The sequence below is a fragment of the Chitinivibrionia bacterium genome (assembly GCA_009779925.1).
Taxonomy (GTDB): Bacteria; Fibrobacterota; Chitinivibrionia; order Chitinivibrionales; family Chitinivibrionaceae; genus WRFX01.
The window spans coordinates 34,261-46,564 of sequence record WRAZ01000013.1; the positions used below are offsets into that span (position 1 = coordinate 34,261).

A 12,304-nucleotide genomic window follows, 5' to 3' on the forward strand; every position below is an offset into this window, starting at 1 on the left:
TTCAAGCGAAATTCGACTTTTTGTATTATATTTATAACGGCAGTTTTATTCATTAGGTATATGATACAAAGGAGGTTTCTTTATGAATTTAATAAGTAAATTTAAAGCGTTCGTATTGTTTTTTGTCTTATTAGTGTGTTTCGTCCCTGCGGCTACGGCGCAGGATTTTTCCGGAAAAATTTCACCCGACTTGCTTGAAGCAATGAACAAAGCGGGCGAAAGTGATTTATTTGACGTCTATCTTTGGCTAACAACCATCGACCGCAAGGCGGTGGACGAGGAAGTGGAAAAACTCACGGGTTTTACCGAGAATTCGTTTGAAGTTGACAACGAGGAATTTGATTTGTTGGCGGATTTGATAATGGGCGACAACGACGACGAGGACGAAAATAAAGCCGAACGTCGGCGAGAAGCGAGGGAACGCTTTCAACAAAACGCAAGAGAACGCGAGCGCAGAAGTCAAAATGTCGATCGTTTTATTACGGAACGCCGCAGAATTGCCAGCCGCGAATATAACAATATGCACCGCAGTTTCGGACGAAATCATTTGAGCAACATAGAAGTTGTATTTCAGAGCCAACTTACGCCAATGGCTGTTATTAAAGCGACAAGAGCCGATATTATGCGACTTGCGCGCGTGGACAATGTTCAGAGTTTGGGTTTGTACGTAGAGGAGGAATACGTAAATAATAGCGAAGAGCATTGGTTGGTTACTGATTTAGCCATAAGTTTACCGAACGCAGGCGCAGATTATACAAGAAATGTGATGGGGCTTAGAGGCGAAGATATTCGTATAGGACAATTTGAAAATGGTATTGCGCCGAGAGAGGGTTTGTTGGCGCACGTTCCTATGACTCATATAGGATCCGGACTGCCCGGCGCCAACGATCACGCTTATACTGTTGCGATTGTAATGCTCAGCAAAGCGGGAGTTGTTCCCAACGCGAGTTTAGTCCGCGGTGTAAATCAGGTGCCGACTACCGTTAGAAACGAGGGTTGGGAAGCGGCAGTGTTGCCTCCGCACAGCGTTCACTTAATAAACCAGAGTTCCGCATTGCTGGGGCAACCTCACGCTCATTATACGGCAAATGCCCGTTGGTTGGACTATATGGTTGCCAATCACCACGTTATGTTTGTGATGTCCACAGGAAATGAGAATTCTCCTACAGCCAGAAGAATGGTAGGTAATCCGGCGACGGCGTACAATATACTTGCCGTCGGTTCGCACTGGCACAATAATACGGTATCCCACCACGACGATAGATTTTCCGAGTTTACAAATCACGGTACATCTTTTGGGCTTATTAAACCGGATGTTCTCGCTCCCGGCGGCGGCGGAACAAGTTATGCCTCGCCATACGTCGCGGGCGTTGTTGCGCAAATGTTGCAACATATTCCCGAACTTAGAACGCAAGCTCATGCGGTTAAAGCAAGAATACTTGCCTCAACCGACAGAAAAGTTTTGAGGGGAGATGGACAGCCCGATGTCGGCGAAGTTATGGGGCAGATGACTCCGCGCCAAGGCGCAGGCGTGATAAATGCGGTAAACGCCGTTAATTTCGGGCACTACGCAGGAACTTTGGCGGCGAACGCAAACCACTACGAAATAAGAATTCCCGTGCAGGCAGGCGATACGACGCAAATCGCGCTTTCGTGGTTTATGAACATAAGCGCTACAGGTTCAACTCCCCAAGACCCAAGCAGTTTGCTGACCAACTTGGATTTGGAAGTTTATAACAGTAGCGGCACAATGGTAGGCTCTTCCCGTCATCGCATAAACAACAACCAAATAGTAAGATTTCGCTCGACAGCAGGCGGAGAATACAGGGTGCGCGTTGTTCGTCATTCTCAAAATAATACCGTTGAGCGCTTTGCACTTGCTTTCCCAAGGGTTGCAACTACCGACCCTATTCCTGTTGTGTTTGATTTGGACGGCGGCGCGTTTGTAAGCTTTACTCCGCCAACAACGGTTATTTCGAGCATTACGCTTCCTACTGCGGCGCAAGTTAGCAAAAGCGGTAATATTCTGACGGGCTGGCGTAATCAGGGCGGTACGACTTTTGCACCCGGTCAAACGGCGACAATTACTTCCGCCACAACATTTACCGCGCAGTGGGCTCCCGTCATAAATGTTAGTTTTGTTTTGGACGGCGGCGCATACGTAGGCGGCTTTACTCCGCCGTCGGAGATTGCGGCGAACCTTACGCTTCCTACCGCGGCTCAAGTTAGCAAAAGCGGTTATTCCTTGACGGGCTGGCGAAACCAAAACAACGAATTTTTTGCACAGGGACAAACCATAACGCTTACCGCTTCCGCGACATTTACCGCGCAGTGGGACAAGATTGTCGCCATTAGCCGCGTTCGCGTAAATTCTTGGGAAGCCGTAGCGCAGGGCGATATATTTGTGCCGACCTGTTTGTTTGACGGCAATCCCGCAACTTTCTGGCACGCGAGATGGAGCGGCGGCAGTGGTCATACAACAGGAGAATCGCTTGTCGATATAGATTTTGGCAGTTTGCATACGATAAGCCGAATTGAAATTGACAGGCGTTTGATTTCGGGGCAGAACATAAGGTCGGTACGTATGTTTACCCATACCGAGCAAGGCAACGTATTCCCCAACGGCGAAAGAATACCCGCCAATTTCCCCGCCAACGTTCCGCAAACCGATATTGATTTGGATTTTGCTATGACAGGCTGGACTGAACTCCAAAATCAAGACCGCGAAATCACAGGTCTTAATACGCCCAATTCCGTAGTGTTAACCCTGAATACTCCCATTACGGCGCGTTATATCCGCCTTGGCATTACGAATGGTACTGCAAGCGCCGCCGATTTTACCCAAGTCCGCGAAATCCGCGTATTCGGCGAGAGCGGCGGCTCTACTTTTATCAGAAACAGAGAAATTCTCGACAACCGTTTCGGCATTCTCTTGGAAAACGCAATAGTTTCCGCCTTGGCAAGAATTTCGGTGATAACTCCCGAGCCCGCCACTGTGAATATGGTAATTTTGGATAATTTGGGTAATGTTGTATTTTCGGCGGACGGCGTAGGAGCCGAGTCAGCGCGCCGTACGTACGGGCAGGTTTATAGCATAAACCTGCCACAACAAAACAATAACCCGATTGTCTGGAATTTAACCAACAACAACGGACGGTACGTCGCCAACGGCACGTATTTAATCCTCGTCGAAGCAATCGGTATCAGCGGTCGAAGATTTACATATTCGGCGCGAATTGGGGTAAACAGGTAGTTTTTACAGGGGCGACTTTAATTAGTCGCCCCTTTTTATTTTCACGGATATTTATGACTATAAAGGAGGTTTCTTTATGAATTTAATAAGTAAATTTAAACCGCTCGTATTGTTTTTTGTCTTATTGGTGTGTTTCGTCCCTGTGGCTACGGCGCAGGATTTTCTCAATAAAATTTCACTCGAATTGCGCGAAGCAATGAACGAAGCGGGGGAAGACGATTTACTTAAAGTGCATCTTTGGCTGGCAACCATTGACCACAGGGCGGTAGATGAGGAAGTCGAAAAACTTACGGGCTTCACCGAATCGTCGTTTAAAGTTAACAGCGAGGAATTTGATTTGCTTGCGGATTTGATAATGGGTGAAAACGAAGAAGAAAATCAGGAGAGAATCAGAGAGCGCTCTCAACGAAACGCAAGAGAACGCGAGCGCAGAAGCCAAAACGTCAATCGTTTCATTACGGAACGGCGAAAAATTGCTCAACGCGAATATAACAATATGCACCGCGGTTTTGCGCGAAATCATTTGCGCAACGTAGAAATTGTATTTCAGAGCCAACTTACGCCGATGGTGATTATTAAAGCGAGCAAAGCCGATATTCTGCGGATTGCGCGTTTGAACAGTGTTCAAAGTTTGGATTTGTACGTAGAGGAGGAATACGTAAATAGCAATGAGAGTTGGTTGGTTCCGGATTTAGCCGTCAGTTTACCGAACATTGAAGCAGATTATACAAGAAATGTTATGGGGCTTACAGGCAGCGGTATTATTATAGGACAATTTGAAATGGAAGTTGCGCCGAGGGACGGTTTGTTGTCGCACGTTCCTATTACTCATATACCCAATCAATGGCAAGGCACAGGCGCTCACGCTCGGGATGTTGCGATTGTAATGGTCAGCAGAAGCGGGGTTGTTCCCGACGCGAGTATAGTCGGTTCCATTGCTCAAACGCCTGCCGGTTGGGAAAGGGCGGTATTGCCTCCGTACAACGTTCATTTAATAAACCAAAGCGCCGCAATGAGAGGCGCCGCCACTGTTCATTATACAACAAACGCCCGTTGGTTGGATTATATGGTTAGTCATTATCACGTTATGTTTGTGATGTCCACAGGAAATGAGAATTCCCCAACAGACAGAAGAATGGTAGGTAATCCGGGAACGGCGTACAATATACTTGCCGTCGGTTCGCACTGGCACAATAATACAGTATCCCACCACGACGATAGATTTTCCGATTTTACCAACCACGGCACATCGTTTGGGCTCATAAAACCTGATGTTCTCGCTCCCGGCGGCGGCGGTACAAGTTTTGCCGCGCCTCACGTCGCAGGTATTGTTGCGCAAATGTTGCAACATACGCCCGAACTTAAAACGCAAGCTCATTTGGTTAAAGCAAGAATACTTGCCTCAACCGACAGAAAAGTTCTGAGGTCGGACGGAACGCCCGACGTCGGCGAAGTAATGGGGCAGATGACTCTGCGCCAAGGCGCAGGCGTGGTAAATGCGAAAAACGCCGTTAATTTCGGCGGCTATGCGGGCGTTTTGGAGGCAAATGACAGACAACAAGAAATAAGAATTTCCGTGCAGGCAAACGTTTATACGCAAATCGCGCTTTCTTGGTTTATGAACCAAGGGGCGACAGGTACAACTGTCGCCGACCCAACCCACTTACTGACCAACTTGGATTTGGAAGTTTACAACAGCGGCGGCACTTTGGTCGGTTCTTCCCGTTCACGAGTAAACAACAACCAATTAGTCCGATTTCGCTCGACAACAGGCGGAACGTACACGGTGCGCGTTGTCCGTCATTCGGATAATAATGCCGTCGAGCGTTTTGCACTCGCATTTCCGGGGAGCATAGTTCCCAACGATCCCAGTCCTGTCAGTTTTGTTTTGGACGGCGGCGCGTTTGTAAACTATACCCCGCCGTCAAGCGCTTCGAACATTACGCTTCCTACGGCGGCTCAAGCGAGCAAAAGCGGTTATGTCCTGACGGGCTGGCGCAATCAAGGCGGCACGGATTTTGCGCCCGGACAAACGGTAGTGCTTAGTTCCGCTACGATATTTACGGCGCAGTGGGCTGTTCCCATAGACCTTAATTTTGCATTGGACGGCGGCACTTTTGCAAGCGACTTTACTCCTCCGCCGTCGCAAGTTCCTGCGGGTAGCAGTATCACGCTTCCTACGGCGGAGCAAGTCAGCAAAAGCGGTTATGTCCTAACGGGCTGGCGCAATCAAGGCGGTCAGAATTTTGCACTCGGACAAACCATAACGCTTACTGCTTCCGCGACATTTACCGCGCAGTGGGACAAGATTATCGCCATTAGCCGCGTTCGCGTAAATTCTTGGGAAGCCGCCGCCGCGGGCGATAGATTTGTGCCGACCTGTTTGTTCGACGGCAATCCCGCAACATTCTGGCACGCGAGATGGAGCGGCGGTAGCGGTCATACAACAGGAGAGTCGTTTGTCGATATAGATTTGGACGGCGTACAAACAGTAAACCGAGTTGAAATTGACAGGCGTTTGGCTTCGGGGCAGAACATAAGGGCTGTGCGTATGTTTACCCATACCGAGCAAGGCAATGTATTTCCCAACGGCGAAAGAATCCCCGCCAATTTTCCCGCCAACGTTCCGCAATCTGATATTGACGCGGATTTTGCTATGACAGGCTGGACTGAACTCCAAAACCAAGACCGCGAAATCACAGGTCTTAATACAAGCAATTCCGTGGTATTGACCTTGAATAATCTCATTACGGCGCGTTATATCCGCCTTGGCATCACGAATGGTCCTGCAAGCGGCGACCCTCATTATACCCAAGTCCGCGAAATCCGCGTATTCGGCGAGAGCGGCGGAGCTACTTCTATCAGAAACAGAGAAATTCCCGACAACCGCTTCGGCATTCTTTTGGAAAACGCAATAGTTTCGGATGTGGCAAGAATTTCGGTGATAACCCCCGAGTCCGCCACGGTGAATATGGTAATATTGGATAATTTGGGTAATGTAGTATTTTCGGCGGACGGTGTAAGGGCGGGTTTGAAACCCGCCCCTACGGCAGATGGTGCAATTATTTGGAATTTGCAAAATTTCAACGGACGATACGTCGCCAACGGCACGTATTTGATTTTAGTCGAAGCAATCGGTATCAGCGGTCGAAGGTTTACATATTCGGCGCGAATTGGGGTAAACAGGTAGAAAAATTTGTTTTATATGTTTTTTTTGTAGAGACAAGGCACGCCTTGTCTCTTTTTTTTGTTTTTGATTTTTTAGATTTGAATATCAAGTATTTCCGCAAATCTTCTTGGTGAAATAATTCCCTCTTCTTGCGGAAAATCGTCAAGATTTCCTGTTATTAAATAATCGGCATTCGCAGTTTTGAATGTCTCGTAAAATTTTTTATCGGACTCGTCGCTAAAATGCACATATTGAGGAAAAGGCGATACTTTTTCGCCGTTTTTTAAGATTGCTGAGAGCAGGGTATTTACTGTAATTGGGGGTATCTTTAGTTTCTTGCGGTTTAAAACATCAATGTATTCTAAAAGCATATCGTCGCTGTAAACAACAACAATATCGCCTCTTTTGAAAACAGTATCAACAATAATTGACGGAATACTCGGAGATTTAAGAAGTGAAGAAACAAAAACATTCGTATCTATAACAAGTTTGTAATTAAGCATATATTAACTTTTCCATTTCCCTTCTCTCTTTACGCGCGGCGGCAATCTCTGCATTTATTTCTTCATCAGTCATTTTGCTTGTGCCGTTTAATTTAGCTAATTCTCTTGCGTAATTCAATGCTTTGATTACTTTTTCACCCTCTATCTCCCTTTGAGTTTTGTAAGGGTTTGTTTTTAATTTATACATATAAAAACTCCTTGTTTGGATTTCTCTTTTTTATAAAATACCATTTCGCCAAAGTAAATGCAGAGATTATTTGAAAATATTGAAAAACCGCGGCGAATTGTGCAATGTCCTAAATTCTTGATTATTTACAGAGCTGTGATACCTTGCTTCTCTTTTTGTTTTTGACAAAACGTATTTTTACCCCAAAAAAGGAGACAAAAATGCCATTCAGCCTCGTAAGCAATTACCAACCCGCGGGCGACCAGCCGAAAGCGATTGCGGAACTCAGCGACGGGATAAAAAACGGCGAAAAGCACCAAACGCTTTTGGGCGTCACAGGGTCGGGAAAAACGTTTACGATGGCGAACGTCATAAAAAACGCGAATATGCCCGTCCTAATAATCTCGCACAACAAGACCTTGGCGGCGCAGCTTTTTGAGGAATTTAAGACGTTTTTTCCCGAAAACGCCGTCGAATATTTTGTCAGTTTTTACGACTATTATCAGCCCGAAGCGTATATCCCGTCGAGCGACACATACATCGAAAAAACCGCCGATATCAACGAAGAAATCGACCGCCTTCGCCTTAAAGCAACCTCGTCTTTGCTCTCTCGAAGAGACGCAATTATTGTGTCGTCGGTCAGTTGCATTTACAATATCGGTTCGCCCGAAAATTATCGTGCAAACACCATTGATTTGACGGTCGGAATGAATTTGCCGCAAAGCGAAATCCTCACAAAACTCGTGAATATGCAATATATCCGCAACAATTTGATTTTTGAGCGCGGGACTTTCAGGGTGCGCGGCGACACCGTCGATATTTACCCTGCCTACGAAGAACAGGGGCTTCGACTTTCGTTTTTCGGCGACGAATTGGAGCAAATTTCCATAATCGACCCGCTCACGGGAAACACAAAATACACGCTCGAAGAAACACTGCTGTTCCCCGCAAAGCACTACACGCAATCGTCGGTTTCTATTCCGCAGGCGGTCGAAGAAATAAAAGCGGAGATGGAAGAGCAGATAAAAAAATTTGAGGCGGAGGGCAAACTAATCGAGGCGCAACGCATAAAAGAGCGCACCACCCGCGATATGGAAATGCTGATGGAAGTCGGCTACATAAACGGGATTGAGAACTATTCGCGGATTTTGGACGGGCGAAAAATAGGAGAGCGCCCATACTCGCTTTTGGACTTTTTTAAGCCGCCGTTTTTGGTGATAATCGACGAATCGCACATAACAATCCCGCAAATCGGCGGAATGTACAACGGCGACCGAGCGCGAAAAACCACCTTGGTAAACCACGGATTTCGCATTCCCGCGGCTCTCGACAACCGCCCGCTGAGGTTCGAGGAATTCGAGCAAATGCTTGATTTTACGATTTTTCTTTCCGCAACTCCCGCCGACTACGAACTGCAAAAAACGGGCGGCGTAATTGTGGAGCAGGTCATTCGCCCGACGGGACTTGTTGACCCCGAAATCGAAATTCGCCCCGCCAAAACGCAGGTGGACGACTTGATTTTTCAATTACGTAAAAACGTCGCAAAAGGCGAGCGCGCTTTGGTGACCACGCTGACAAAAAAGCAATCCGAAGACCTTACGCATCACTTGGACAATCTGGGGTTTCGCGTAAAATATCTGCACTCCGCAATCGACACGCTCGAACGCCCGATTATCCTAAACGATTTGCGCAAAGGCGAGTTTGATATTTTAATAGGAATAAATTTATTGCGGGAGGGCTTGGACTTGCCCGAGGTCTCTCTTGTGGCTATTTTGGACGCCGACCGAGAGGGCTTTTTGCGCTCGACAAAATCGCTTATACAGATTGCGGGACGAGCCGCGCGAAACGTAAACGGACAGATAATTTTTTACGCCGACACGATAACCGATTCCATAAAAAAGACCCTCGAAGAAACCCGCCGCCGCCGCGAAATCCAGCTGGAATACAACAAAGAACACAATATAACGCCGCGCTCAACCACCCGCGAAATCAGCGAAACTTTCTACGGCTACAGCAACAGAGACGGCGAAGACAATCTTCTGATGGCAGCCGAAGAGCGCGCAAAATACGGCGAAGAACCCGACATAAAAGAAACAATCGCTCTACTGACCAAACAAATGCAATCAGCGGCGCAGAAACTCGATTTTGAAACCGCGGCGAAGATTAGGGATAAGATTATTGTTTTGAGTGGGAAGTGAGGATTCTTATGTAGGGGCGGGTTTTAAACCCGCCCCTACACTGATTTCACAAGAAATTTACTACACCCTCTCAAAATCCGCCGCGCCGTGTTTGCACAATGGACAAATAAAATCGGGCGGCAGAACATCGCCTTCGTAAATATATCCGCAGATTTTGCAGACGTATCCCGATTTGTTTTTGTCGGCGATGGGTTGCGGTTTGGGTTTTATGTGGTCGAAATAGTATTGGTATGTGCAAGCGGGAGTATCGCTCAGCGTTTTTGCCTGCGAGATTTGGGCTATGAAAATTGTATGCGTTCCGCAATCGACGGTCGAAATCACTTTGCCTGCGATTATGGCGTTGGCGTAATCGGCAAGGGCGTAAAGTCCGTTTTCTGTTCGTACGAGAGCGTTTGCCCACGAGTGATTTATGCCGCCGAATTTATCCGCGTTTTTTCCCGAACTAAGTCCGAAATGCTCAAAAATGCCGAACGGAGCGGCTTGGGTAAGAACAGAAACTGCCAATTCGCCTGTTTTTTTAATAATGTCGTGGGTTAAATTATCCTTGTTTATTGCAACTGAAATCTGAACGGGCGATACCGTAATTTGCGATACCGTATTAACTATGCAAGCGTTGTCTTTGTCGCCGTCTTTGGCGCTTATCAAGAATAAACCGTAAGGAATTTTTTGCAATGCCTGCGCATCCACACCTGAAGCGATTTTATCCGTTGAAACAACGTTTGCTTTTTTCGGGAAAGTGCCTGCCAAAGCGTCTGCAAGGGCGATTATTTCCGCCGCTTTATCCGGTTTTACGCCCGATTTTATGCTTATGTTGCCGATAATTTGTATGTTTTTGCACTGTTTTAGTTTTTCCGACATTAAATTTCCGCTTGTTGCCGCCCACGAGCCGTTTTCGATTAAAGCTACCGTGCGATTTTGAATGTTGTGCGCTACCAAATCGTAGATAACCGCTTCCATTGTTATAAAAATACCCGCGTTGTATGTTGTCGAAGCGAAAACCAAATGGCTCCACCTAAAAGCCGCCGCCACAATTTCCGACGTATCCGCAACCGAAACGTCGAACATTACCGTTTTTATGCCTAAATCGCGCAGACGGCAAGCCAAAATTTCGGCGGCGTTTTCGGTGTTTCCGTAAACGGACGCGTATGCTATCATTACGCCTTGTTCTTCGGGCTCGTAATTGCTCCATTGCGTGTAGGGGGTCAGTATATCGCCGAGATTTTTGCGCCACACAAAGCCGTGCAGGGGGCAAATCATATCTATTGTTAAGGCGGACGCTTTTTTTAGCAGGGTTTGCACTTGCGCGCCGTATTTTCCTACTATGTTTGTATAGTAGCGGCGGGCTTTATCCAAATAATCGCGGCTGTAATCCACTTCGTCGGCAAACATTGCGCCGTTCAGAGAGCCGAAATTTCCGAAAGCGTCGGCGGAAAAGAGAATGCGGGAGTAAGCGTCGTATGAAACCATAACTTCGGGCCAATGCACCATAGGAGCCATAACGAAATGCAGAGTGTGTTTTCCTGTGTTGAGCGTGTCGTTTTCGGCGACTATTTTTGTTTTTACGGCACTGCCCAAATCATAAAATTGCGCGAGAAAATCCGCGGATTTTTTGTTCAAAACGAGCGTTATTTCGGGATAGCGAGCCAAAACTGCGGCAATCGCGGCGCTGTGGTCGGGCTCTATGTGGTGCAAAATAAGGTAATCCAAAGGGCGACCTGCAAGTCCCTTTGCCAAATTTTCCAAGAAACGCTCTTGGACGGCTTTATCGACCGTGTCAAAAAGAACGGTTTTCTCGTCCGTCAATAAATAAGAATTGTAAGAAACGCCCTCGGGAACGGAATAAACCCCTTCAAAAAGCGCCAATCGACGGTCGTTTGCGCCGACCCAAATTAAATCATCGGTAATTTTTTTTATACAATGCATTGGTTATATTCTCCTTAAAAATGTTGCCTTCGACAGGCTCAGGCAACGGGTTATCAATCGTTTAAGAGTAGAATAGTGCCTACAACACAGTATAAAACACAGTTCGGTGGCTGAGCCTGTCGAAACCACCACAAAGAAAAGCCGATGACCGGAATCGAACCAGCGACCCACGCATTACGAATGCGTTGCTCTACCAACTGAGCTACATCGGCGATTTGGTTAGGGGAATATAATAAATTTCCCTAACCAAAAGCAAGGGAAATTAAATAAAAATCTCAAAAAAAATTTAATTATCCGACGCGACCGACCTGATTGACCGCTCTGTCTAAAGTTTGATCTTCGGACTGTATTGCTTTAGCGGTCATTTCGTACACCCTGTTTGACGAAATCATTTCGACCATTGAGCGTATAGGGTCAACGTTTGAATTTTCCAAGTAGCCTTGACGTATCATAAAACCGTCGCTTCTGACAACAGGATTGTCGGGTTGCATCGGGCGGAAATAGTTGTTGCCCATTCTTGTCATCCGGTAGGGTTTGTTGAAGTCGGAAATTCGCAATATCGCTATTTCGTGTCCGTCTTGCATAACGCTTCCGTTGTCGAGGAAACTTACGGGACCTTTTCTTGGGTCTATTGTAATGAAGCCGTCTTCGCCGAAAACTCGTCCGCCATTGCCGTCAACCAAAAAGTTGTCGGCGTCTGTTTGGAATGCACCGTCGCGAGTGTAGCGTATGCCCTGTTCGGTCATTATCGTGAAAAACCCTGAACCTTGTATCATTAAATCGAATGCACCTCCTGTGCTTATGGGGTGTCCTTGGCTGTAATCAATGAAAACTTCGTCGGCTTTGAGTATTCTTTCGGGGCGAATTTCGTATCCGTGATCAGGACCGCCGTGATTCGCCATGTGCCTTGTGATTTGCTCGGCGAAAAGTCCCGAACTCTTAAAACCTATAGTGTTCATATTAGCAAGATTGTTTGCAATCTGCTCTTGCCTCTGCATTTGAATTGTCATTGCCTGTGTAGCGTGTTTGATACTTCCCAACATTTTACCCCTCCTTGAGTTTAATTTGTTTTTATATGCAAAAATTGTGCCA

The 12,304-nt window shown here is 46.8% G+C and carries 7 protein-coding genes and 1 tRNA gene; 3 read left to right on the forward strand and 5 right to left on the reverse strand.

Annotated features, from left to right (window positions below; translation table 11 throughout):
* Positions 1–82: 82 nt before the first annotated feature.
* The gene (locus FWE23_05695) at positions 83–3,253 is read left to right on the forward strand and encodes a S8 family serine peptidase (protein MCL2844928.1); all 3,171 of its coding nucleotides are present in this window, start codon (positions 83–85) and stop codon (positions 3,251–3,253) included.
* Between the two features lie 76 nt (positions 3,254–3,329).
* Complete coding sequence (locus FWE23_05700) at positions 3,330–6,443, forward strand: S8 family serine peptidase (GenBank protein ID MCL2844929.1); 3,114 nt, start codon at positions 3,330–3,332, stop codon at positions 6,441–6,443.
* 71 nt (positions 6,444–6,514) lie between these two features.
* Here FWE23_05700 and FWE23_05705 read toward each other — a convergent pair whose 3' ends face one another.
* Together FWE23_05705 and FWE23_05710 are read right to left on the reverse strand one after the other, a co-directional pair.
* Positions 6,515–6,925 carry a putative toxin-antitoxin system toxin component, PIN family gene (locus tag FWE23_05705; GenBank protein MCL2844930.1) on the reverse strand — a complete coding sequence of 137 codons (411 nt, stop codon included), beginning with the start codon at positions 6,923–6,925 and terminating at the stop codon, positions 6,515–6,517.
* Positions 6,918–7,112, reverse strand: a complete 195-nt coding sequence (locus FWE23_05710) for a hypothetical protein (protein ID MCL2844931.1) — start codon at positions 7,110–7,112, stop codon at positions 6,918–6,920. Before FWE23_05710 ends, FWE23_05705 begins: the two co-directional genes overlap by 8 nt.
* Positions 7,113–7,312: 200 nt before the next feature.
* Between FWE23_05710 and uvrB the strand changes: the two genes are divergently transcribed.
* Positions 7,313–9,289, forward strand: coding sequence for an excinuclease ABC subunit UvrB (uvrB, locus tag FWE23_05715; GenBank protein ID MCL2844932.1), 1,977 nt, complete (start codon positions 7,313–7,315; stop codon positions 9,287–9,289).
* A gap of 60 nt (positions 9,290–9,349) precedes the next feature.
* On the opposite strand, the gene FWE23_05720 is transcribed toward uvrB, so the two are convergent.
* The 3 genes from FWE23_05720 to FWE23_05730 all read right to left on the reverse strand — a co-directional run bounded on the left by FWE23_05720 (position 9,350) and on the right by FWE23_05730 (position 12,255).
* Positions 9,350–11,212: a flavin reductase gene (locus FWE23_05720; protein MCL2844933.1), complete on the reverse strand. Its 1,863-nt coding sequence runs from the start codon at positions 11,210–11,212 to the stop codon at positions 9,350–9,352.
* A gap of 139 nt (positions 11,213–11,351) precedes the next feature.
* Positions 11,352–11,424: transfer RNA gene (locus FWE23_05725), tRNA-Thr, on the reverse strand.
* A 78-nt stretch (positions 11,425–11,502) separates the two neighbouring features.
* Positions 11,503–12,255: a flagellar hook-basal body protein gene (locus tag FWE23_05730; protein ID MCL2844934.1), complete on the reverse strand. Its 753-nt coding sequence runs from the start codon at positions 12,253–12,255 to the stop codon at positions 11,503–11,505.
* Between the last annotated feature and the right edge of the window lie 49 nt (positions 12,256–12,304).

Excerpts from the sequence above, each read along its gene's own strand:
- FWE23_05695 (MCL2844928.1), top strand. The coding sequence starts at position 83 with ATGAATTTAATAAGTAAATTTAAAGCGTTCGTATTGTTTTTTGTCTTA.
- FWE23_05700 (MCL2844929.1), top strand. The coding sequence starts at position 3,330 with ATGAATTTAATAAGTAAATTTAAACCGCTCGTATTGTTTTTTGTCTTA.
- FWE23_05720 (MCL2844933.1), bottom strand. The coding sequence starts at position 11,212 with ATGCATTGTATAAAAAAAATTACCGATGATTTAATTTGGGTCGGCGCA.
- FWE23_05705 (MCL2844930.1), bottom strand. The coding sequence starts at position 6,925 with ATGCTTAATTACAAACTTGTTATAGATACGAATGTTTTTGTTTCTTCA.
- uvrB (MCL2844932.1), top strand. The coding sequence starts at position 7,313 with ATGCCATTCAGCCTCGTAAGCAATTACCAACCCGCGGGCGACCAGCCG.
- FWE23_05730 (MCL2844934.1), bottom strand. The coding sequence starts at position 12,255 with ATGTTGGGAAGTATCAAACACGCTACACAGGCAATGACAATTCAAATG.
- FWE23_05710 (MCL2844931.1), bottom strand. The coding sequence starts at position 7,112 with ATGTATAAATTAAAAACAAACCCTTACAAAACTCAAAGGGAGATAGAG.